Genomic DNA, 22,457 nt, shown 5'->3' with positions numbered 1-22,457 from the left:
GAACGAGAAGGACGCTCCGGCCCCATGCCCTCGCGAGGGCGATGGGGCCGGAGCGCCCAGGCGCTCGTATGTCGCGGGCGGGCCCTTGGCCGCGGGCCTTAATGGCGGCAGGCGTTAGCGGGATCCATCGGCTGGACCTTGCCGTCGAGGAACTTGGCGAGGACGTCGCCGGCGATCGGCGTCTCGCCCTCGGCGTACACGGCGACGCCGCCGGCGGTGAAACGGCTGTAGGGCGGCATGCCCATCCCCGTGGCGATGATCGCGTCGAGGTTCTGGTCGAGCGCGTGCTGGATCACGCCTCCGCAGCCGTGCTCGCCGTGCTCGACGTTCTTGACGACCTCGACGCCGGTCACCTCCCCGTCCTCGACGGTGGCGATGGTGAAGTAGGCGGCGTGGCCGAAGTGGCCGGAGCGGGGGGCGGCGAGGCCCTGGTCGGTCTCGACGGGAATGGCGATGCGCATGGTGCTCTCCTTCGTGTTCATCGATTGGTCCTCACATCGTAGTCCAAGATGTGCAGGAGGGGGTGTGACGGGATGGCTCGGAGTGCCGATTCTCATGCGAAGGGGCACAAGGACGCACCGGATATGGAGACTCTGCGGAATCATGCCGAAAGAGGGAAACGCCCGGACGCGTGGTCTGTTGACACCGCTGAGTACTCAACATATCCTATCGAACTGCGTGTTTCGAAGGCGGATGCTGACGCCTCGATTCAAGCCGTTGCACCATGTCAGAGCTGGAATCATTTCGAAAAGGAGTACGCTTTGCCTACTATCAACCAGCTGGTTCGCCAGGGCCGCCGTTCGGTCCCCAAGAAGTCCAAGAACGCCGCCCTGCAGCACAACGCCCAGAAGCGCGGCGTGTGCACCCGCGTGTTCACCACCTCCCCCAAGAAGCCGAACTCGGCGCTCCGCAAGGTCGCCCGTGTTCGCCTGGTCAACGGCATCGAGGTCACCGCTTACATCCCCGGTGAGGGCCACAACCTCCAGGAGCACTCCATCGTGCTTATCCGCGGCGGCCGCGTTCGCGACCTCCCCGGTGTTCGCTATCACATCATCCGCGGCGCGTACGACGCCTCTGCGGTCCAGAACCGTATGCAGTCCCGCTCCAAGTACGGCGCCAAGCGCCCCAAGAAGTAAGCAAGCGCTTACGATTCGAGACTGTTTCGTTTCGCGCGCCGCTCGGGTAACCGCATGCGGTCATGCGCGACTTTCATAGAGGAGAATTCACATGCCGCGTCGTGCAGCTAAGAATCACCGCCGCGAGGTTCAGCCTGATGCTGTCTACAACAACCGCCTCGTGACCCAGCTTATCAACAAGGTCCTCCTGGACGGCAAGAAGGCCACCGCCGAGCGCATCGTCTACGGCGCCTTCGACATCGTCGCCGAGAAGGCCGAGGGCGGCGACGCCCTCGCCACCTTCAAGAAGGCCATGGACAACGTCAAGCCGACCCTCGAGGTCAAGCCCAAGCGCGTCGGCGGCGCTACCTACCAGGTCCCCATGGAGGTCAACGCCCGCCGCTCCACCCAGCTCGGTATCCGCTGGATCGTCAACTTCTCCCGCGCCCGCAAGGAGAAGACCATGGCCCAGCGTCTCGCTGGCGAGATCCTCGACGCCGCCAACGGTGTCGGCGCTTCCGTCAAGAAGCGCGAGGACGTCTTCAAGATGGCCGAGGCCAACCGCGCGTTCTCTCACTACCGCTGGTAAGTTTTAGGAAGGAACTGACTCATGGCTAAGCCCAAGTACAAGCTTTCCGAGACCCGCAACATCGGCATCATGGCCCACATCGATGCCGGCAAGACCACCACGACCGAGCGCATCCTGTACTACACCGGCAAGAAGCACAAGATCGGTGAGACCCATGAGGGCGCTGCCACCATGGACTGGATGGTTCAGGAGCAGGAGCGCGGCGTTACCATTCAGTCCGCCGCCACCACCTGCTTCTGGCACAAGGACGGCAAGAGCTACCGCATCCAGATCATCGACACCCCGGGCCACGTCGACTTCACCGCTGAGGTCGAGCGCTCCCTGCGCGTCCTCGACGGTGCCGTCGCGGTCTTCGACGCCGTCGCCGGCGTTCAGCCGCAGTCCGAGACCGTGTGGCGTCAGGCTCGCAACTTCAACGTCCCCCGCATCGCTTTCATCAACAAGTACGACCGCGTGGGTGCTGACTTCTTCCACGCCATCGACACGATGAAGGAGCGCCTCAACGCCAACGCCGTGGCCATCCAGGTCCCGATGGGCGCCGAGGACAACTTCTGGGGCGTCATCGACCTCGTCACCATGACCGCGTGGGACTTCAAGCCCGACGATAAGGGCATGACCTACCCCGAGGCCATGGACGAGATCCCGGCCGAGTTCGCCGACGTCGCCGCCGAGAAGCGCGCCGAGCTGCTCGACGCCGCCTCCAACTACGACGACGAGCTCATGATGATGGTCCTCGAGGACGAGGAGATCCCCGTGGACATGCTCAAGGCCGCCATCCGCAAGGGTACGCTCGCCAACGAGCTCAACCCGGTTCTCGTGGGCTCAGCCTACAAGAACAAGGGCGTGCAGGAGCTTCTCGACGCCGTCGTCGACTACCTGCCCAGCCCGCTGGACGTTCCCGCCGTCGAGGGCACCAACCCCAAGACCGGCGAGACCGAGACCCGCGAGGCCTCCGCAGACGCTCCGTTCGCCGCGCTCGCCTTCAAGATCGCCACGGACCCGTTCGTCGGTAAGCTCACCTTCTTCCGCGTGTACTCCGGTCACGTCGATGCCGGCTCCTACGTCGTGAACGCCACCTCCGGCAACCGCGAGCGCTTCGGCCGCATCCTTGAGATGAACGCGAACGACCGCGTCGACGTCGACGGCGCTTCCGCCGGCGACATCCTCGCCGCCGTGGGCCTCAAGAACACCACCACCGGTGACACCCTCTGCGAGGAGGGCAAGGAGCTCATCCTCGAGCAGATCGAGTTCGCCAAGCCGGTTATCGACATCGCCATCGAGCCCAAGACCAAGGCCGAGCAGGACAAGATGTCCATCGCGCTCACCAAGCTCGCCGAGGAGGACCCGACCTTCCAGGTGTCCACCAACCACGAGACCGGCCAGACCATCATCGCCGGCATGGGCGAGCTGCACCTCGAGATCATCGTCGACCGCCTGCTCCGCGAGTTCAAGGTCGAGGCTAACGTGGGCAAGCCCCAGGTTGCCTACCGCGAGGCTCCGGGTCACGACGTCGAGAAGGCCGAGGGCAAGTTCGTCCGTCAGTCCGGTGGTCGCGGCCAGTACGGCCACGCCGTCATCAAGCTCGAGAAGATGGAAGAGGGCTTCGGCTACGAGTTCGTCAACGCCATCGTCGGCGGCGTCGTGCCCAAGGACTACATCCCGTCCATCGACAAGGGCATCCAGGAGGCGCTGAACACCGGCGTCATCGCCGGCTACCCGGTCGTCGACGTCAAGGTCACCCTGTTCGACGGTTCCTACCACGAGGTCGACTCCTCCGAGGCCGCCTTCAAGATCGCCGGCTCCATGGCGATCAAGGACGCTCTCAAGAAGTCCGACCCGATCCTGCTCGAGCCCTACATGTCCGTTGAGGTCGAGACCCCCGAGCAGTACATGGGCGACGTCATGGGCAACCTGTCCGGCCGTCGCGGCAAGATCGAGGGCATGGACGACCGTGGCGGCTCCAAGGTCATTCGCGCCAAGGTGCCGCTGGGCGAGATGTTCGGCTATGCGACCGACCTCCGCTCCCAGACCCAGGGCCGTGCATCCTACACGATGCAGTTCGACTCCTACGAGCCGGCTCCCAAGTCCATCACGGACGAGGTCATGGCCAAGAACGGTGCCAACTAACCCGTTCGCCATCGCCAGTACCACCGCGAGCCCGCGCTCGCATGCCATTTGGAGGTAAAGTTGTCTAGCCAGAAGATCAGGATCCGCCTCAAGGGCTACGATCACGAGGTCGTCGATCAGTCCGCGAAGCTTATCGTTGACACCGCTCAGAAGACCGGTGCCCGCGTTTCCGGCCCCATCCCCCTGCCGACCGAGCGCAACCTCTACACGGTTATCCGCTCCCCGCACGTCAACAAGGACTCCCGCGAGCAGTTCGAGATGCGCACCCACAAGCGCCTCATCGACATCCTCGACCCGACCAGCGGCACCGTCGATTCGCTGATGCGTCTCGACCTTCCCGCCGGCGTCGACATCGAGATCAAGCTCTAAGCGATCTCCTTTTGCGCGACTCAAGGCCGTCACCATTCAGGTGGCGGCCTTTTTTCATAAGGTGCACGTTGGTTTATGCCTTGCGGCGATGAATCTGGCTCGCATGCCCGATGCGAGTGGAATATCATATAAGTTTGCGTCGAACGTGGGCGAGGAGGCCGAGCCGCACCTACGGATACGCGTTCGAGGAAGGGGCCGTTATGGGTGAATGGATATGTAAGCGCGCCGGTGGGGATCGTGCGCGCGTCGGCTCGCTGGCGGGCATGGTCTGCATCGCGCTCAACGTGATCCTCTGCATCGCGAAGGCCCTGATCGGCATCGCGAGCGGGTCTGTCTCCATCGTCGCGGACGCCATGAACAACCTCTCGGATGCATCCTCCAATATCGTGAGCGTGCTCGGATTCAAACTCGCCAGCAAGCCGGCGGACCCTGAGCATCCGTACGGGCACGGACGCTACGAGTACCTTTCCGGTCTCGTCGTCGCGGTTCTCGTGCTTCTCATCGGAATCGAGCTGGTCAAGTCTTCGTTCGATAAGCTCTTGGCTCCCGTGCCCGTCGACTTTTCGCTTGCCCTCGTCGCGGTGCTCGTCCTTTCGATGCTGGTCAAGCTCTGGATGGCCCGATTCAACCTCATGCTTGGCGAGCGCATCGAATCCGACACGCTCAAGGCGACGGCCCAGGATTCGAAAAACGACGTCATCGCTACCGGTGCCGTTCTCGCGTCGGCGCTCATCGCGCGAGCGACGGGAATCGAGCTCGATGCCTGGGCGGGTCTTGCCGTGGGCGCCTATATCGCCTGGAGCGGCATCTGCCTGATCAAGGAGACGGTCGACCCCTTGCTCGGGTCCGCGCCGGACCCGAAGCTCGTCGAGCACATCCGCGCGAAGATAATGAGCTATCCGGGTGTTCTGGGGACCCATGACCTCATGGTCCACGATTACGGCCCGGGGCGGCAGTTCGCGAGCGCCCATGTGGAGATGGCCGCCGAAGACAGCCCCATTGCAAGCCACGACACCCTCGACAACATCGAGCAGGCGTTCAAGAACGAGGACGGACTCATCGTCACGCTGCATTACGACCCGATCGTAACGGATGACGCGGCGGTGGCGGACATGCGCTGTGCGATAGACGCGATGGCCAAGCGCATAGATCCGCGCATCTCGATCCACGACCTGCGCACCGTCCCCGGACCGACCCACACGAACGTCATTTTCGACTGCCTGCGTCCTGAAGGGTTTCGGCTTTCGCCCGAGGAGCTGCGCCGCGAGCTGGCGGCCGCCGTCGAGCAGGCCTATCCTTGTGCCGTCGCGAAGATCACCGTGGACGAGGACTACGTGAGCGCGCGGCAATAGGACTGTCACGGAGACGGGCCGTCCGTGCACCGTTAAGGCATCGGGGCGCGTGCGGCATCCGGCCCCCCGCTGCTCGGGCTTCACCGATGCAGCAGGCCGGAAGCGCACGCCGGCGTTCCGCCGGCTGTGCCGGCGCGTCTCGATCGGTTTCGGTGCGTCCGCGGCCCATGCGCGCAGGCGAGCAAGGAGGATCCATCATGAAGCGCCTGTATCTGATGAGGCATGGTCAGACGGTATACAACCTCGAGAAGCGCGTGCAAGGGCGGTGCGACTCGCCGCTCACCGAGCTGGGCATCGAGCAGGCGCGCCGAGCAGGGGCGTGGCTTGCCGCGCAAGGTGCCGCGTTCGATCGAATCTGCTCGTCGCCCATCGGGCGCGCGTACGCGACGGCTGAGAGCGTCCGGAGCGTCCTGGAATCTTGCTCGACCGACGCTGCGTCCATCCCCGCGGTCGAGGCCATCGATGGGCTCAAGGAGCGCTGCTACGGTTCATTCGAGGGCGGTCCTCAGGCAGACGTTCCCGCGGACGTCTGGGATCCCGAGGAGCTGCTCGTGCCGTACGGCGGCGAGGGGAGCGCCGAGCTGCGCGCCCGCATGGTCACGACGCTCACCGGCCTCATGCGCGACGCGTCCGTGCGCACCCTGCTCGCCGTGAGTCACGGATCGGCCACGCTGCAGTTCAAAAAAGCCTGGGAGCATGCGGCGACATGCGATCAGGGCCGGCCTCTCGGCAACTGCTGCGTGCTCGTCTTCGACTTCGATGAGGTCGCCGAGACCTTCTCGTGCACAAAGATTCATAACGGCTAGCGCGCACCGGGCAGCAGGCGCGGATCCGATGCGCACCCGGGTCGCGCTCTGCGGTGGCGGGACTCGGGCGCGAAGTCGTCGCCTGCTCTAGCGCGATAGAGAGAAATCCCAGCTCAGACAATGTGTAGAGTTTATAGAGCATAAGGGATACGCCCGCGGGCGTGTATACTAATCAAGCTGTGCCTCGATAGGGGAGGGTTCTGCATGTACGAAGCATGCGCGCGAATGGGTTGCCGCGCACGCGATGTCAGGCGGAATGCAAAGCTTCGGCACGCATGTCAGTAGTGGTCCTCTAGGGGCGAACACAAGGGGTGTTCGCAGTGTCCCAAGACCACCGAGAGTTAGGATCATTGAATGATCAGCATGATTCTCGGCCGCAAGATCGGTATGACCCAGGTTTGGGACGAGGACGACAACGTCGTTCCCGTCACGGTCATCCAGGCTGGCCCCTGCTCCGTCTCGCAGGTTAAATCCGAGGCGACCGACGGCTACAACGCCGTCCAGATCGGTTTCGGCGACATCAAGGCCAAGAACGTGAACAAGCCCATGGCTGGTCACTTCGCCAAGGCCGGCGTCGAGCCCGTCCGTCACCTTCGCGAGGTCCGCGTCGACAACGCCGACGAGCACAAGGTGGGCGACGTCGTCACCGTCGCCGACTTCGAGGGCGTCACCAAGGTCGACGTCATCGGCACCTCCAAGGGTAAGGGCTTCCAGGGCCGCATCAAGCGCTGGGGTCAGCGCCGTGGTCCGATGACCCATGGTTCCCACTTCCACCGTCATCCCGGCTCCATCGGCCAGTGCGCCTATCCCGCCCGCGTTCTCAAGGGCGTCAAGATGGCCGGTCACATGGGCGACGAGCGCGTGACCGTGAAGAACCTCACCGTTGTCCGCATCGATGCCGAGCAGAACCTCATGCTCATCAAGGGCGCCGTCCCTGGTGGCAAGAACGCTCTGGTCGCCATCCGTATGGCCTAAGGGCCCCGACCCAACTGGTCCAGAGTCATACCAAGGAGAACACTTACATGTCTAAGTTTGAAGTAAAGAACACGGAGGGCAAGGCGGCCGCCGAGGTCGAGCTCGCTCCCGCGGTGTACGGCATCGAGCCGAACATCAACGTCATGCACCACATCGTGAAGTGCCAGCAGGCCTGCTGGCGTCAGGGCACCCAGTCCACCAAGGGCCGTTCCGAGGTCTCCGGCGGCGGCAAGAAGCCTTGGCGTCAGAAGGGCACCGGCCGTGCCCGCCAGGGTTCCATCCGCGCTGGCCAGTGGCGTCACGGCGGCGTGATCTTCGGGCCGAAGCCCCGCACGTACACCAAGCGTATGAACAACAAGGAGGTCAAGCTCGCCATGCGCTCCGCGCTCTCCGCGAAGGTGCGCGACAACGAGCTCGTCCTCGTCGAGGACTACGGCTTCGAGAAGCCGTCCACGAAGGCCGCTGTCGCCATGCTCAAGGCGCTCGGCATCGAGGGCAAGCGCCTCACCATCATCGTGCGCGAGGATGACATCAACGCCTACCTGTCCTTCCGCAACATTCCCAAGGCGTTCATCATCACGCCTTCCGAGGCCAACACCTATGACCTCGTGAACAACGGCGCCCTGCTGATGACCGCCGACATCGCTGCTCACTTCGGGGAGGTGCTCGCCTAAATGACCGCTCACGAGATCATCATCCGTCCCGTCGTGTCCGAGCGTTCCTTCTCCGAGATGGAGCAGAACAAGTACACGTTCGAGGTTCACAAGGACGCCAACAAGTTCCAGATCAAGGACGCTGTCGAGGAGATCTTCGGTGTGAAGGTCACCCGCGTCAACACCCTGATCGTGAAGCCGAAGACCAAGCGCGTCCGCTACGTCGCCGGCAAGACCCGTTCTTGGAAGAAGGCCGTCGTCACCGTCGCCGAGGGCCAGTCCATCGAGATCTTCGGCAACCAGGCCTAAGTCTCGCTGCATGCACGCGTCGCCTCCCGAAAGGGAGGCGTGCATCGACGTCCGGGCGAATCTATGGAGCCGCCCGGTACCGTGGTAAATCCGGTGTCACCGCACCCGCATCCCTGCTTGCGGTGGCGAGCGGATAGATATGAAAGGGATAGGCAATGGCTGTAAAGCACCTTAAACCGACCAGCGCCGGTAGGCGTTGGCAGACGGTCTCGGATTTCGCCGAGATCACGACCACCAAGCCCGAGAAGTCGCTCCTCGAGCCGCTTCCCAAGAAGGCCGGTCGCAACAACAACGGTCGCATCACCGTCCGCCACCAGGGCGGCGGTGTGAAGCGTCGTTACCGCGTCATCGACTTCAAGCGCAACAAGGACGGCGTGCCCGCCAAGGTCGCTACCATCGAGTACGATCCTAACCGCTCCGCCCGCATCGCCCTGCTCCACTACGTGGACGGCGAGAAGCGCTACATCCTCGCTCCGAAGGGCCTCACCGTGGGCGACACCGTCGTCTCCGGCGCCGGCGCCGACATCAAGCCGGGCAACGCCATGCCGCTGTCCGAGATCCCCGTCGGTACCCTCATCCACGCGATCGAGTTCATGCCCGGCAAGGGCGCCGCGATCGCCCGTTCCGCCGGTACCGCCTGCCAGCTCATGGGCAAGGAGGGCAAGTACGCCATCGTGCGCATGCCGTCCTCCGAGATGCGCCGCATCCTCGTGACCTGTCGTGCCACCGTCGGCGAGGTCGGCAACGCCGAGCACGCCAACATCGTCATCGGCAAGGCCGGCCGTAAGCGTAAGATGAACGTCCGTCCTACCGTCCGCGGTACGGTCATGAACCCGGTCGACCACCCGCACGGCGGCGGCGAGGGCAAGAACCACACCTCCGGCCGTCCTTCTGTCACTCCGTGGGGCAAGCCGACCAAGGGCTATCGCACCCGCAACAAGAAGAAGACGTCCAACGCCCTCATCATCCGTCGTCGCAAGAAGTAGTCGATACCTGGTTAGGAGAAAGCACTTATGAGCAGAAGTCTCAAAAAGGGCCCGTTCGTGGAGCCTCGCCTCCTTTCGCGTATCGTCGCGATGAACGAGGCCGGCAAGAAGGACGTCGTGAAGACCTGGTCCCGCGCGTCCACCATCTTCCCCGAGATGGTCGGTCACACCATCGCCGTCCACGACGGCCGCAAGCACGTGCCCGTGTACGTTACCGAGTCCATGGTTGGCCACAAGCTCGGCGAGTTCGCGCCGACCCGTACGTTCCGTGGCCACAAGGCCAAATAGGGGGGTATCTCGTAAATGGCAACTAAGTCTACCGACACCGCGACCCGCGAGGTCCGCGCTACGGCCAAGTACGTGCGCGTGTCCCCCAGCAAGGCTCGCCTCGTTGTTGACCTGATCCGCAACAAGACCGTGGCCCAGGCCTTCGACATCCTCCACTTCTGCGACCGCGCGGTCGCCGTGGACGTCGAGAAGGTTCTGCGTTCCGCCGTCGCCAACGCCGAGAACAACAACGGCATGCGCGCCGCCGATCTCGTCGTCAAGTACACCTATGTGGACGAGGGCCCCACGCTCAAGCGTATCCGCCCCCGCGCCAAGGGCTCCGCTTCCCGCATTCTGAAGCGCACCAGCCACATCACCGTCGTCGTCGCTCCTGGAAAGGAGGCTTAAGCGCTATGGGTCAGAAAGTCTACCCCACCGGTTTCCGTCTCGGCATCACCGAGAACTGGCGTTCCCGTTGGTTCGCTGACAAGAACTACGCCGAGACCCTCGGCAACGATCTCGAGATCCGCAAGTTCCTCGCCAAGCGCCTCTCCCGTGCCGCTCTCTCCCGCGTCGAGATCGAGCGCGCCGGCGACAAGGTGAAGGTCATCATCCTCACCGCCCGCCCGGGCATCGTCATCGGCAAGAAGGGCGCCGAGATCGACAGCCTGCGCACCGAGCTCGAGCGCGTCGCTGGCGTCGAGAAGGGCCAGCTCTCCGTCGACGTCATCGAGGTCAAGCGCCCCGAGCTCGACGCCAACCTCGTCGCTCAGTCCATCGCCGAGCAGCTCGAGGGCCGCGTCGCCTTCCGCCGCGCCATGCGCAAGGCCGTTCAGACCGCCCGCAAGTCCGGCGCCAAGGGCATCCGTATCCAGTGCTCCGGTCGTCTCGGCGGCGCCGAGATGGGCCGTCGCGAGTGGTACCGCGAGGGTCGCGTGCCGCTGCACACCCTGCGCGCCAAGATCGACTACGGCACCGCCACCGCCCGCACCACCATGGGCTCCTGCGGTGTCAAGGTCTGGATCTACCTGGGCGAGAAGCTCCCCGGCCAGCCGGTCCCCAACCCGGCTCTCGAGGGCTCTTCCCGTCCTCGCCGTCGTAACAACGAGAGGAGGGGTCAGTAGTGCTCGCCCCTAAGCGTATTCTTCACCGCAAGGTGCAGCGTGGCTCCATGAAGGGCCAGGCCAAGGGTAACACCCAGCTGTACTTCGGTGATTACGGCATCAAGGCCCTCGAGGCCCACTGGATCACCAACCGTCAGATCGAGGCCGCCCGTATCGCCATGACCCGCTACATGAAGCGTGGCGGTCGCGTCTACATCACCATCTTCCCGGACAAGCCCATCACCAAGAAGCCCGCGGAGACCCGCATGGGTTCCGGTAAGGGTAACCCCGAGGAGTGGGTGGCCGTCGTCAAGCCGGGTCGTGTCATGTTCGAGATCGCCGGCGTTTCCGAGGAGATCGCCCGCGAGGCGCTCCGTCTGGCCCAGCACAAGCTGCCGATCAAGACCAAGATCATTACCCGCGCTGACCAGGACGGGGAGGTTAAGTAAATGAAGCCCGCAGAGATTCGTGAGCTTTCGGACGCCCAGCTTGAGGACAAGCTGAAGGAGCTGCGCGCCGAGCTCTTCAACCTTCGTTTCCAGATGGCCACCAGCCAGCTGGACAACACCGCTCGCGTCAAGACCGTGAAGAAGGACATCGCTCGCGTCCTCACGGAGCAGCGCGCCCGTCAGATCGCAGCGGAGAAGACCGCTGCGGCCGAGTAGATTGCAGGAGTAGAGCATGACTGAAACGACTGAGCGTAACTCGCGCAAGGTCCGCACGGGTGTCGTTACCTCTGTTTCCGGTGCCAAGACCATCGTGGTCACCACCACCGAGCGCAAGCGTCACCCCAAGTACGGCAAGATGATGACCAGCACCAAGAAGCTTCACGCGCACGACGAGGAGTGCACGGCCGGCCTCGGCGATACCGTCAAGGTCATGGAGTGCCGTCCGATGTCCAAGATGAAGCGTTGGCGTCTCGTCGAGGTCATCGAGCGCGCCAAGTAAGCATATGTACGCTTCATCGATGATGTGCGCCGCGGGAACGCGTTCCCGTTAGTGCGGCGCACCTCTCGTCGAATTCTCTTTCGGAGGAACTACCATGATTCAAATGCAAACCATGCTCACGGTTGCTGACAACTCCGGTGCGCGCAAGGTTCGCTGCATCAAGGTGCTCGGTGGCTCCAAGCGTCGTTATGCTGGCGTCGGTGACGTCATCATGGCGGCCGTCCAGGAGGCCACCCCGGGCGCCAACGTCAAGAAGAAGGACGTCGTTCGCTGCGTCGTCGTTCGCACCGTGAAGGAGATCCGTCGCAAGGACGGTTCCTACATCCGCTTCGATGACAACGCCGCCGTCGTCATCAACAACGATGGTTCGCCCGTCGGCACCCGTATCTTCGGGCCCGTCGCTCGCGAGCTTCGTGACAAGAAGTACATGAAGATCGTCTCGCTCGCACCCGAGACCCTGTAGTTAGGGGAGACCGTTATGTCTATGTCCATCAAGAAGGGCGATAACGTCAAGGTGCTCTCCGGCAAGGACCGCGGCAAGCAGGGCGTCGTCCTGCGCGCGCTTCCGGCTGAGGGCAAGGTTGTCGTCGAGGGCGTGGCCGTCGCCAAGAAGGCCGTCAAGCCCAACCAGCAGAACCAGCAGGGCGGCATCGTCCCGACCGAGATGCCGGTCGACGTGTCCAACGTCCAGCTCGTCTGCCCCAAGTGCGGCCAGGCCACCCGCGTCGGCCACAAGAAGGACGGCAAGAACAAGCTGCGCGTCTGCAAGAAGTGTGGCGCTGAGTTCTAAGTCGATCCGCATTCGATCGTTAGATCGGTCAAGGCCCGGTTCCTTTTCAGGAGCCGGGCCTTTTGCATAGAGGTCGATCGCGTCGTTACCAACGCATACTTTCATCCCTTTGCTCGCATTGTCTGCCCGTCTATGTGAGAATGAGCACAAACGCGCATAAACGCGCACAACTGATTGGAGCAGAGATGAAGACCGATATGCATGCAAGCGCGCAGCCCCGCGATGCGGCCGAGGCGGCCCGTGCGGCATTTGTCGCCGTCCAGGGTAAACCGTTTCCCACCGATATCTTCACGGCGCCCCGGCTCAGATGGGCGGTGATAGGTTGCGGCGTCATCGCGAATCAGATGGCCCAGTCCTTCGCGCTCGCAGGGCGTTCGATCCATGGAGTCGCGAACCGGACGTACGCGAAGGCGGCAGCCTTCGCCGAGGCCTACGGCATTCAGCGCGTCTACAGCAGCGTCCGCGACCTGTATGACGACCCCGAGGTGGACGCCGTCTACATCACTACGCCGCATAACACGCATATCGAGTATCTGCGCGCCGCTTTGTCCGCCGGCAAGCACGTCCTGTGCGAGAAGTCCATCACGCTCAATTCCGCCGAGCTCGAAGAAGCTCGGATGTTGGCGCGCGAGCACGGCGTCGTGCTCATGGACGCCACCACGGTGCTGCATATGCCCCTGTACAAGGAGCTTCGACGTCGCGCGGATGCGGGAGAGTTCGGTCGTCTCCGCCTGGCGCAGGTCAATTTCGGCAGTTTCCACAGTTACGAGGATGAGACGAGCCGCTTTTGGAACCGAAACCTCGCCGGCGGCGCCATGCTCGATATCGGCGTGTACGCGTTGACGGTCGCGCGCCTGTTCATGGAGAGCAAGCCTGCCGAGGTGGTGTCCCTGGCCAACGTGTTCCACACGGGCGTCGACGAGGAGAGCGGCTTCGTGACGCGAAACGCCGAGGGGCAGCTCGGGGTCTTTTCGCTCAGCATGCACGCCAAGCAGCCGAAGCGCGCCGACCTGTGCTTCGACGACTGCTATATCGAGATCATGGCCTACCCGCGTGCCGATCGGGCGGAGATCGTCTGGACCTCCGATGGGCACCGCGAGGTCGTCGAGGCGGGCGAAGAGGCGTACGCACTGTGCTATGAAGCGGCCAATCTCGAGAAAGCGGTCGCCGGCGACTCGTCGAGCCTCGGCCTTATCGAGTATGCGTCGGATGTCATGGAGACCATGACGCGGCTCCGCGCGGATTGGGGTGTCGTCTACCCTGAGGAGGAGTAGAACGTGCTGGCTGAGGAGAGGATGGAGCGCATCGTCGAGATGGTGGCCGAAGCGGGGTCCATGAGCGTGCCGGATCTGGCGTCGGCGCTCGGTGTCACGGCCTCGACGATCCGAAGGGATCTGGCGAACCTTTCGCGTGCGCACCGCGTCGCCAAGGTGCACGGCGGAGCCATGAGCCTCGAGCGCGCGCACGTTGCGATCGATCTCGACCTGGAGGATCGAAGCTACCTGCATGCGCATGAGAAGGAGCGCATCGCGCAGGCCGCCGCGGCCATGCTCGAGGCGGATTCGTATGTCTACCTTGATTCCGGATCCACGGTGCGCAGGCTCATCGACGTCTTGCCGCAAGATCCTTCGATCACCTACGTCACGGATTCGGCGGGCCATGCGCTGCGGATGGCCGCGCGCGGTCTGCACGTGCGCCTGCTGGGCGGCGAGCTCAAGCGGCAGACGGAATCGGTCGTGGGGCCCGAAGCCCTGATGGCGGTCGAGCGGTACAACTTCTCCCTGGGGTTCTGGGGAGTCAACGGCATATCCGCGACGGCGGGCCTCACCACGCCCGATATGGAAGAGGCGGCGGTGAAGCGCGCCTCCATCGGGCGGTGCGCGCGCCCCGTCGTGCTGGCGGATGCGAGTAAATTCGATATGATCGCCCCGGTCACCTTCGCAGACCTCGATACCTGCGAGGTGCTCGCGGCGGGGGCCGTGCCCGAGGGCTACCGTGTCCGGCGCAACGTCCGCATCGTCTAAGGGTAGCGTGAAAGGGCGCGGCGGGGCGGAATGCGAGGATGCATCCCGCCCCGCCGTCAAGGGGTGCCGATATGGGGCTGGGCTAGTCGACGCCGACGAACAGGCAGCCCGTGGTGGTTCCGGAAGACCGGGGCGCCGGACGGTTGCCGTTCCGAGCCGCCTCGACTGCGGCGCGGGTGCGCACGATGGCCTTCTTGAGGGCGTTGCCGTCGAGCAGCGTGCCGTCGACCATGAACCGCGTCACCCGTGCGTGCATAAGTTGAGGGATCTGGGCGGTGATGTCGGTCACTTCGGCCCCGTAGAGATGGGATCGACCGTGGATATCGCTACGGACGGGGAATTCCTTGCCGTCGATGTTGCGCAGGCGCAGGCCGCGCCGGCGCAGGCCGCACCGAGCGCAGTCGTGGATGCAGGCGTCGGCGACCTGCAGGATGCAGTGCTCGCTCGTCATGACGCGCGGGCGCCCGAAGACCGTGATGCCGACGGGCACGGGGGCGCCGGGGGACAGCCGCTCGATCTCGGCGAGGGACAGCTCGGGTGAGAGCCATATCGCATCGGCGCCGCGCCGCTCAAGCATCTCCATGCAGGCGCGGTTGTGGACGGGGATGCAGGGGCGAATCTCGGCACGAGCCCCGACCTGGCCTGCTCGTGCAAGTTCCGAGATGTTCCCGACGGCAACGGTCGACCCGTCGAGAACCCAGGGGTCGAGCCGTTCGAGATCGACGGCGCGACACACCTCATCCAGGATGGGGACGATACCGCGCGCTTGCGCGCCCGCGGCATCGAGCCCGGCCTCGAGCAGGGCGTCGACGGGCATGTATATGAGCTGCGCGCCCGCTTCGCGCGCGATGCCCGCGGCGTCGAGATCGCATACGGCGGCGCAGATGACGGCAGGATCCTTTGCACGTTCGGACGAGCGGGCCCGAGGGCGCTCGTCGACGCGCGGCGCGCTGCCGCGACGCTCGGCGTATGGGGCGAGGATGCGCTCGATGAGCGCGTCGCACGCCGCGCCGCGCACCTTGTGGACGGCGGAAAACGACATCCCGCAGCCCTCGTCGAGCTGGATATCGAACGACGCGGCCTCGAAGGGCGAGGAGCCCATGCGCCCCACGTGCTCGACGAGGTCGTCGGGCGAGACGGGGCGGGTCCGCGCGGGCTCGACGATGAAGCCCGTCGCAGATGCGCTGAGCGAGGGGTCGTCGCAGCACGTGAGGACCACCTCGAACGGCTCTCCCAAGCGTGCCGTGACGCGTACGTCGACCGCGCGCTTGCGGGCGATGTCGCGCTTGAGCGCGGCGGCTGCGGTGTCGATGGCCGCTTGGCTGCGGATGATGCGGACGCGGCTCCCGCGCGGCATCGCGCGCGGGATGCGGCATTCGATCGTGGAGCCCGCCTCGGCGTCAGCTCCCGCGATCGCGGTGAGGAACTGATCGAATTCGTCTTCGTGGCGAAGCTCGAGCAGGTCGCCCTTGCCTACCGGCTCATCGAGGAGGATGGTGGCGACGGCCGCGCGCAGGCGGCGGTCATCGGGGTGCAGGCCGCGCGTGTTGCCGCCGGCGGGCCGGCTTCCAAGGACGGTGCCCACGAGCTGGCCGCGGTTGTTGGAGCGCTCGTAGCTCATCATCTCGTCGCCCGAGGTGCCGTGCTGGTAGGCGGACGTGAAATCGCGGTTGAAGCTGCGCTTGAGCTGCCGGGCCCTTGCGGCCGCATCGGACGGCGTCGCCTCGCGTCCGGCTATCGCGTCGTCGAGCTGCCTGCGGTAGACGTCGACGACGGAGTGGACGTAGTCGGACGCCTTCATCCTGCCCTCGAGCTTCAGCGCGTGGGCACCGGCGGCGAGGAGCTCGGTAAGCATCGTCGAGGTGTCGGTGTCGCGCGGGCAGAGCGGCCGCTCGCGGCCGGCGGGGGAGAGCACACGGCCCCGCTCGTCGATGAGCTCGTAGGGTAGTCGGCAGGGCTGCGCGCACATGCCGCGGTTGGCGGAGCGGCCGGCGCGCGCGAAGCTGGAGAGCAGGCAGACGCCGGAGTAGCAGAAGCAGATGGCGCCGTGGGCGAAGACCTCGAGATCGATGTCCACAGCATCGTGAATGGCGGCGATCTCGGCGACGGAGAGCTCGCGCGAAAGCGTCACGCGGTCCGCCCCGGCATCGCGGCACCAGGCGGCCCCGCGCGCATCGTGAATGTTCGCCTGCGTGGAGATATGGGTCTCGACCTCGGGCATGGTTCGCTTGATCTCGGCGAACAGCCCCCAGTCCTGGATGATGAAGGCGTCGGCTCCGAGCCGCCAGCACGTGTCGACGAGGCGCAGGGCCTCGTCCATCTCCTCATCCTTGATCACGATGTTCACCGTGACGTAGACGCGCGCTCCGGCGAGATGCGCGGCGCGGCAGGCCTCGGTGAACGATTCGTCGGTGAAGTTGTCGGCCTTGCGCCGCGCGTTGAACGCCCCCATGCCGCAGTATATGGCGTCGGCGCCGGCGGCGAGCGCCGCGGCGAAGGGGGCGGGTCCGCCGGCGGGAGCGAGCAGCTCGGGCCGGCGCGAAGGGTCGGTGCGGTCGGTCGCGCGGGGTGCGGATGCGGGTGTGTTCACGTCGGTTCTTTCTGTGCGGGTCCGTTCGTCCTCGAGTATACATGCGGCCCCGGGCGTCGGCGGCGGTTTCGCCCGCGGCACACAATGGACGCGCGGCGCGCGCATAGGGTGCGGCGGCAAGGGCATAAGGGATGCATGTGAAGCGTGCCGCGCGGCGGCACGGGGACGACAGGGAGGTCCAAGTGGGAAGAGGCCGCGGAAGGTCACAGGGCGGGGCGTCTTCGGGGCGCAGGCGGGCGCCGGAGCTTACGGGCACGGTCGTGCTCACGGGGTCGGGTGCGTTCGTCGACACGCCGGAAGGGCGGTTCCGCTTCACCGAACGCGGCCTGCGGGGCGCCATGGGAGGCGACATCGTCTCGGTGAGCTTGCGCCGCGGCGAGCGCGGACAGCTGCGCGCCCAGGTGGAGAGCACCCTCGAGCGGGCGACCGATATCCTGGTGGGCACCTATGGGACGGCCGGTCCCCTGGGTGTGGTGCGCCCGCTCGACCCGCGGGTCAAGCTGGATTTCTTCGTGCTCCCCACGGATGACTCCCCCGCGCGCGCCGGCGCAGGCGAGGGCGACGTGGTGCGTGCCCGGATCGTCGGGTACCCGACGCGCCACGAGTCTGGCGTGGTCCGGATCGAGGAGCGCCTGGGCGGGCCGGATGCCCCCGATCTGCCCATACGGTGCGTGATGGCCCGGTACGACTTGGAGGGCGGATACCCCGCGGCCGCGCTCGAGGAGGCGCGCGCCCGCCGCGCGGACGTCGAGGACGCGCTGGCGGACCCGCTGCGCATCGACATCCGGGAGCGCTTCGCGCTCACCATCGACCCGGTCGATGCGCGGGATTTCGACGACGCCATCTCGATCGAGCGCACGGCGTCGGGTGGCTGGCTCCTGGGGGTGCATATCGCCGACGTCTCCCATTACGTGCCGTGGGGCGGACACGTCGATCTCGAGGCGCGCCGGCGGGGGACGTCGGTGTATCTTGCCGACCGCGTGCTGCCGATGGTTCCGGAGGAGCTGTCATGCGACGTGTGCTCGCTCGTCCCCGACGAGGACCGCCTGGCGGTCACCGTCGATATCGAGCTTGACGCCCGCGGTCGCGTCAAGGGGTTCAAGCCGTATCCGAGCGCGATCAGGTCGCGCGTTCGCACCGATTACGAGGCGGTCGAGGAGCTGCTGCCCACATGCTCGGATGAGGGCGGGGATGTCGGGCGAGATTCCGGCGGCGCGCACGAGGCGGCCCGCGGCCGCGCCGACGTCGCGGCGGAGCGCGCCGCGCGGGAGGGTGTCGACCTTGCCGCTTTCCTCGCCGACGCCGACGGGCTGGCGCGCGCCCGCCGCGCGCTGCGCGCCCGCCGCGGCGCGGTGGACTTCGAGACCTCCGAGGTGCATGTCCTGCTGGATCGAGACGGTGCGCCGGAGCGCATCGTCACCCGTGCGCGTACGGCGGCGACCTCGCTGGTCGAGGAGGCGATGCTGCTCGCGAACGAATGCGTCGCCCGCTGGCTTGTCGACCGCGGGCTCGAGGCCGCCTTCCGCGTCCATGCCGAGCCGTCCCCCGACGAGCTCGCCGCGGCGGCCCGCGTCCTGCTGGACGCGGGGGCTATCGACGCGTCATGTGCCCTCGGCCTGGAGGCCGCCGAGCCCGCCGCCCTGCAGGGCGCGGTCGATGCCGCGCACGGCACGCCTGCCGCCCCGCTCGTCAACGCGCTGCTCCTGCGCGCTCAGCAGCGGGCCGTGTACCGCCCGTGCAATCTCGGTCACTACGCGCTGGCGGCCCCTGCGTACTGCCACTTCACGAGCCCGATCAGGCGGTATCCGGACTTGGTCGTCCAACGTGTCGTCAAGCAGCGCCTGGCTGAGGAGCGCCTGGGCCGCCGCGCCGCCGCCGATGCGTCGCGGGGCCCGGAGTCGACCGCCGCCCTGATCGGGCGGGGCCCCGAGTCGCTTCCCGCGATCTTGGCCCCGATATGCCGGCAGGCGAGCGACTCCGAGCGCATCGCGGATGCCGCCGCCCATGCGTCCCAGAAGGCCATGGTCTGCCGCTACTACGCCGGGCGCGTCGGCGAGCGGGTGTCGGGCGCCGTGTCCTGGATCGATTCGATGGGCGCGTTCGTGCGGCTCGATGAGACGGGCGCCGAGGGCCTTGTGCGCATGGCCGCGCTGGGTGACGAGTGGTGGGATCTGGACGAGGAAAGGCTTATGCTCGTGAGCTCGGCAACCGGCCGGGAGATCCGTCTCGGCACGCGCGTCGTGGTCGAGATCGCCGGGTCCGACCCGATGCGGGGCCATCTCGATTTCAGGCTCATACATGCAGCCCCTGCGCTACACTGAACCATTAGTCATTGACCCGGGAGGTACCGTGGATATTCCGATAACCGAACAAGACATCGCCTACGCCGAGAATTTCCTCGCGTCCGGCGACCTGGCGACTGCGACTCCTTTGCTCGAGCATCTGGTCGAGCTCGCCGAGGATTACATCTCCGCTGCGTGTCAGGCCGGCGAGGACGTGCAGTACTTCAGCTTCGCCGACCCCTTCGAGCGCCTGGCGTACCGGCGCGTCGAGCGCGACCCCCGTCGGCTCGTGCAGGTCGGGGTCCCCTTCGACCGCCTGTACTCCGATATGGCGTTTGCCTACATCAGCCAGCGCGACTACGTGAGCGCCCGCAACGCCCTGTCCCAGGCGGTGCGGTGGAATCCCATGAACTGCAACTATCGGCTCGACCTGGCGGAGCTGTTCCGGGCGCTCGACGATACGCAGGAGTGGGCGGCCCTCAGCAACTCCGTGCTCGAGCGCGCCTCGGACGGACGCGCCGCCGCCCGCGCCTACGCCAACCTCGGCCAGTTCTTCTGCGATGCGGACGTCCCGCTCGCAGCCTCGGGCTGCGCGCGCCTGGCGCTCCGCCTCGCTCCGAACGATCCGCGCACCGAGAAGCTCATCGCGCGCCTCACCAAGGAGCACCCCGAGGTTGCCGAAGAGCCCGACGGCAAAGCCGTGGCCGAACTCGCGGCGCAGGGCATCCCCACGAGCCCGTCTGCGGATATCGCCGTCTGCCTGCTCATGTGCGCCACCGACGCCGCCGACGCCGGGGACGATGAGCTGGCGACCAAGCTCACGGTCCGCGCGAACAGCCTGGTTGGGGAAGAGGCCTGCCGAGCCCTTACCAAGCTGATCCGCGAGTCGGCTTCCGAGTCCGGTCCCGCCGACGCTCCCGAAGGCGCGTGAGGCGGTCATGTCCAGTCGTAAAGAGCGCAAGACCATCGCCAAGAACCGTTCCGCCCGCCATGAGTACTTCATCGAGGAGACGTATGAGTGCGGCATCGAGCTCGCGGGCACCGAGGTGCGCAGCCTTCGCGAGCGGGCGTGCCAGATCAGCGACACGTTCGCGCTCATCCGCGGGCGCGAGTGCTGGCTCGTGGGCGTGCACATCCATCCGTACAGCCATGGGACCATCTTCAACCGCGATCCCGACCGCCGCCGCAAGCTGCTTCTCCATCGAAAGGAGATCGATTACCTCGACCGCAAGCTCCACGACCGCGGCTACGCGCTCGTCCCCCTCGAGCTCTACTTCAACGAGGACGGCCGCGTAAAGCTTACGCTCGGCCTGGGCCGGGGCAAGAAGCTCTACGACAAGCGTGAGGACATGGCCAAGCGCGATATCCAGCGCGACATCGACCGCGCGCTCAAGGCCCGCAACCGCTAGGCCGCCTTCGCCTCGAACAGAAAGGACCCCATGCCCTCCCTCTCCGACCAGATCTCCGCGCGCCGCACGTTCGCGATCATCTCGCACCCGGATGCCGGCAAAACCACGCTGACCGAGAAGCTCCTGCTCTATACTGGCCAGCTCCAGAGCGCCGGCTCGGTCAAGGGCAAGCAGAACTCCCGCCACGCCGTGTCCGACTGGATGGACATCGAGAAGCAGCGCGGCATCTCCGTCACCTCCTCGGTGCTGCAGTTCACCTACGGAGGCTGCTGCGTCAACATCCTCGATACCCCCGGCCACCAGGACTTCTCCGAGGATACGTACCGTACCCTCATGGCCGCCGACGCCGCGGTCATGGTGATCGACGGCGCCAAGGGCGTCGAGGCCCAGACCAAGAAGCTGTTCCGCGTCTGCGCCCTGCGCGGCATCCCCATCTTCACCTTCGTGAACAAGATGGACCGCGAGACGCGCGACCCGTTCGACCTCATGGAGGAGGTCGAGAACGTCCTGGGCATCCGCACGTATCCCATGAACTGGCCCATCGGCAACGGCCGCACCTTCCGCGGCGTGTTCGACCGCGCCAGCCGCCACGTGCTGGCGTTCGAGGGCGACGGCCGCGCCAACGGCACCAAGAAGGTCGACGAGATCGAGGCCACGCTGGGCGACGAGGCGCTGAACGACCTCATCGGCGAGGACAACCATAAGAACCTGATGGACGACATCGAGCTGCTCGACGGCGCCGACTCCGAGTTCGATCTCGATGCGGTGCTGTCCGGCAAGCTGTCCCCCGTGTTCTTCGGAAGCGCCCTCACCAACTTCGGCGTGGAGCCCTTCTTGAAGGACTTCCTCCGCTTGGCGCCCGCGCCCTCCGCGCACGTCGACGCACTCACCGGCGAGGCCGTCGAGCCCGCGCGGGACGAGTTCTCGGGCTTCGTCTTCAAGATCCAGGCGAACATGGACAAGAACCATAGGGACCGCATCGCGTTCGTGCGCATCTGCTCGGGCAAGTTCGAGCGCGGCATGGAGGCGTTTCACGTGCAGGGCGGGCGCAAGCTCAAGCTGGCGACCGGTACGACGATGATGGCCGATGACCGAGCGATCGTCGACGAGGCGTATGCGGGCGACATCGTCGGGCTGTTCGACCCGGGCATCTTCAGCATCGGGGACACCATCTGCACCGGTAAGAAGCATGTCCAGTTCGCGGGCATCCCGACATTCGCCCCCGAGCTGTTCGCCCGCGTTACGCAGGTCGACACCTTGAAGCGCAAGCAGTTCGTCAAGGGCATGGAGCAGCTTGCCCAGGAGGGCGCCATCCAGATCTTCCGCGAGCTGGGCGCCGGCATGGAGTCCGTGATCGTGGGCGTGGTGGGCACGCTGCAGTTCGAGGTGCTCGAGCAGCGCCTCAAGAGCGAGTACCACGTCGAGGTGCGTCGGCAGGCGCTGCCCTACACGGATATCCGCTGGATCAAGAACGACCCGGACTCCATCGACATCCCGGGGCTTTCGCTCACCCGCGATACGCTCCGCGTCGAGGACATGCGCGGCGGCAAGCTTCTGCTCTTCACGAGTCCGTGGAATATCGATTGGGCGACTGACCACAACAAGGAGCTCCAGCTTTCGGAATTCGGAAACGTCGAGTTCTAGAGCGCGGATGCCGTGGCGGCATAGGCCGGAAAAGCGTGTCCTGCTGCCTGGGTGCTTCAAAAGTACCGGCGCGGCGGGGCGATCGCGTCGGTAGGCGGGCCCCTTCGGGGCAACCGAAG

26 protein-coding genes are annotated in these 22,457 nt (G+C 65.7%); 24 read left to right on the top strand and 2 right to left on the bottom strand.

Going from position 1 to position 22,457, the window contains the following annotated elements; all coding sequences use genetic code 11:
* Nucleotides 1–98: 98 nt before the first annotated feature.
* The gene (locus BQ7355_RS00860; RefSeq protein WP_159430424.1) at nt 99–482 is read right to left on the bottom strand and encodes a NifB/NifX family molybdenum-iron cluster-binding protein; all 384 of its coding nucleotides are present in this window, start codon (nt 480–482) and stop codon (nt 99–101) included.
* Between the two features lie 279 nt (nt 483–761).
* Here BQ7355_RS00860 and rpsL point away from each other — a divergent pair, with 279 nt between their 5' ends.
* The 20 genes from rpsL (at nt 762) to BQ7355_RS00760 (ending at nt 14,413) form a co-directional block, all read left to right on the top strand.
* Nucleotides 762–1,136, top strand: coding sequence for a 30S ribosomal protein S12 (gene rpsL / locus BQ7355_RS00855; protein ID WP_072414493.1), 375 nt, complete (start codon nt 762–764; stop codon nt 1,134–1,136).
* A gap of 91 nt (nt 1,137–1,227) precedes the next feature.
* Nucleotides 1,228–1,704 carry a 30S ribosomal protein S7 gene (gene rpsG, locus BQ7355_RS00850; protein ID WP_072414492.1) on the top strand — a complete coding sequence of 159 codons (477 nt, stop codon included), beginning with the start codon at nt 1,228–1,230 and terminating at the stop codon, nt 1,702–1,704.
* Nucleotides 1,705–1,725: 21 nt separating this feature from the next.
* Nucleotides 1,726–3,831, top strand: a complete 2,106-nt coding sequence (gene fusA / locus BQ7355_RS00845; protein WP_072414491.1) for an elongation factor G — start codon at nt 1,726–1,728, stop codon at nt 3,829–3,831.
* Nucleotides 3,832–3,891: 60 nt separating this feature from the next.
* Nucleotides 3,892–4,200, top strand: a complete 309-nt coding sequence (gene rpsJ, locus BQ7355_RS00840; protein WP_072414490.1) for a 30S ribosomal protein S10 — start codon at nt 3,892–3,894, stop codon at nt 4,198–4,200.
* A gap of 200 nt (nt 4,201–4,400) precedes the next feature.
* Nucleotides 4,401–5,552 carry a cation diffusion facilitator family transporter gene (locus BQ7355_RS00835; RefSeq protein WP_072414489.1) on the top strand — a complete coding sequence of 384 codons (1,152 nt, stop codon included), beginning with the start codon at nt 4,401–4,403 and terminating at the stop codon, nt 5,550–5,552.
* 197 nt (nt 5,553–5,749) lie between these two features.
* Entirely contained in the window at nt 5,750–6,358 is a 609-nt protein-coding gene (locus BQ7355_RS00830) for a histidine phosphatase family protein (RefSeq protein WP_072414488.1), read from the top strand.
* Between the two features lie 354 nt (nt 6,359–6,712).
* On the top strand, nt 6,713–7,333 hold the full coding sequence (gene rplC / locus BQ7355_RS00825) for a 50S ribosomal protein L3 (RefSeq protein WP_072414487.1): 621 nt from the start codon (nt 6,713–6,715) through the stop codon (nt 7,331–7,333).
* Nucleotides 7,334–7,380: 47 nt separating this feature from the next.
* Nucleotides 7,381–8,007 (top strand): 50S ribosomal protein L4, encoded by a 627-nt coding sequence (gene rplD, locus BQ7355_RS00820; RefSeq protein ID WP_072414486.1) that lies wholly within the window; start codon nt 7,381–7,383, stop codon nt 8,005–8,007.
* Nucleotides 8,008–8,295, top strand: coding sequence for a 50S ribosomal protein L23 (gene rplW / locus BQ7355_RS00815; protein WP_072414485.1), 288 nt, complete (start codon nt 8,008–8,010; stop codon nt 8,293–8,295).
* Between the two features lie 155 nt (nt 8,296–8,450).
* Nucleotides 8,451–9,281, top strand: coding sequence for a 50S ribosomal protein L2 (rplB, locus tag BQ7355_RS00810; protein ID WP_072414484.1), 831 nt, complete (start codon nt 8,451–8,453; stop codon nt 9,279–9,281).
* A gap of 27 nt (nt 9,282–9,308) precedes the next feature.
* Entirely contained in the window at nt 9,309–9,569 is a 261-nt protein-coding gene (rpsS, locus tag BQ7355_RS00805; protein WP_072414483.1) for a 30S ribosomal protein S19, read from the top strand.
* Nucleotides 9,570–9,584: 15 nt separating this feature from the next.
* A complete protein-coding gene (gene rplV / locus BQ7355_RS00800; protein WP_072414482.1) occupies nt 9,585–9,956 on the top strand; it encodes a 50S ribosomal protein L22 in 372 nt (123 codons plus the stop codon).
* 5 nt (nt 9,957–9,961) lie between these two features.
* On the top strand, nt 9,962–10,672 hold the full coding sequence (gene rpsC / locus BQ7355_RS00795; RefSeq protein WP_072414481.1) for a 30S ribosomal protein S3: 711 nt from the start codon (nt 9,962–9,964) through the stop codon (nt 10,670–10,672).
* Nucleotides 10,672–11,100 (top strand): 50S ribosomal protein L16, encoded by a 429-nt coding sequence (gene rplP / locus BQ7355_RS00790; RefSeq protein WP_072414480.1) that lies wholly within the window; start codon nt 10,672–10,674, stop codon nt 11,098–11,100. Before rpsC ends, rplP begins: the two co-directional genes overlap by 1 nt.
* Nucleotides 11,101–11,316: a 50S ribosomal protein L29 gene (rpmC, locus tag BQ7355_RS00785; RefSeq protein WP_072414479.1), complete on the top strand. Its 216-nt coding sequence runs from the start codon at nt 11,101–11,103 to the stop codon at nt 11,314–11,316. It abuts the gene before it with no gap.
* 16 nt (nt 11,317–11,332) lie between these two features.
* Nucleotides 11,333–11,599 (top strand): 30S ribosomal protein S17, encoded by a 267-nt coding sequence (rpsQ, locus tag BQ7355_RS00780; RefSeq protein WP_072414478.1) that lies wholly within the window; start codon nt 11,333–11,335, stop codon nt 11,597–11,599.
* 94 nt (nt 11,600–11,693) lie between these two features.
* Nucleotides 11,694–12,062, top strand: coding sequence for a 50S ribosomal protein L14 (gene rplN / locus BQ7355_RS00775; protein ID WP_072414477.1), 369 nt, complete (start codon nt 11,694–11,696; stop codon nt 12,060–12,062).
* A gap of 15 nt (nt 12,063–12,077) precedes the next feature.
* Nucleotides 12,078–12,389 carry a 50S ribosomal protein L24 gene (gene rplX / locus BQ7355_RS00770; protein WP_072414476.1) on the top strand — a complete coding sequence of 104 codons (312 nt, stop codon included), beginning with the start codon at nt 12,078–12,080 and terminating at the stop codon, nt 12,387–12,389.
* Between the two features lie 185 nt (nt 12,390–12,574).
* Nucleotides 12,575–13,663, top strand: a complete 1,089-nt coding sequence (locus tag BQ7355_RS00765; RefSeq protein ID WP_240307276.1) for a Gfo/Idh/MocA family protein — start codon at nt 12,575–12,577, stop codon at nt 13,661–13,663.
* A gap of 3 nt (nt 13,664–13,666) precedes the next feature.
* On the top strand, nt 13,667–14,413 hold the full coding sequence (locus BQ7355_RS00760) for a DeoR/GlpR family DNA-binding transcription regulator (RefSeq protein ID WP_072414475.1): 747 nt from the start codon (nt 13,667–13,669) through the stop codon (nt 14,411–14,413).
* Between the two features lie 82 nt (nt 14,414–14,495).
* Here BQ7355_RS00760 and BQ7355_RS00755 read toward each other — a convergent pair whose 3' ends face one another.
* Nucleotides 14,496–17,003, bottom strand: coding sequence for a U32 family peptidase (locus BQ7355_RS00755; protein WP_072414474.1), 2,508 nt, complete (start codon nt 17,001–17,003; stop codon nt 14,496–14,498).
* Nucleotides 17,004–17,185: 182 nt separating this feature from the next.
* Between BQ7355_RS00755 and BQ7355_RS00750 the strand changes: the two genes are divergently transcribed.
* The 4 genes from BQ7355_RS00750 to BQ7355_RS00735 are packed head-to-tail and all read left to right on the top strand — an operon-like array spanning nt 17,186 to nt 22,338.
* Complete coding sequence (locus tag BQ7355_RS00750) at nt 17,186–19,324, top strand: ribonuclease R family protein (protein WP_240307275.1); 2,139 nt, start codon at nt 17,186–17,188, stop codon at nt 19,322–19,324.
* Between the two features lie 28 nt (nt 19,325–19,352).
* Complete coding sequence (locus tag BQ7355_RS00745) at nt 19,353–20,216, top strand: tetratricopeptide repeat protein (protein ID WP_072414472.1); 864 nt, start codon at nt 19,353–19,355, stop codon at nt 20,214–20,216.
* Between the two features lie 7 nt (nt 20,217–20,223).
* Entirely contained in the window at nt 20,224–20,694 is a 471-nt protein-coding gene (smpB, locus tag BQ7355_RS00740) for an SsrA-binding protein SmpB (protein WP_072414471.1), read from the top strand.
* A 30-nt stretch (nt 20,695–20,724) separates the two neighbouring features.
* Nucleotides 20,725–22,338, top strand: coding sequence for a peptide chain release factor 3 (locus tag BQ7355_RS00735; protein ID WP_072414470.1), 1,614 nt, complete (start codon nt 20,725–20,727; stop codon nt 22,336–22,338).
* Nucleotides 22,339–22,457 lie beyond the last annotated feature (119 nt).

Source organism: Collinsella phocaeensis (genome assembly GCF_900119895.1).
Classification (GTDB): domain Bacteria; phylum Actinomycetota; class Coriobacteriia; order Coriobacteriales; family Coriobacteriaceae; genus Collinsella; species Collinsella phocaeensis.
This window is presented reverse-complemented; position numbering and strand designations above follow the sequence as displayed.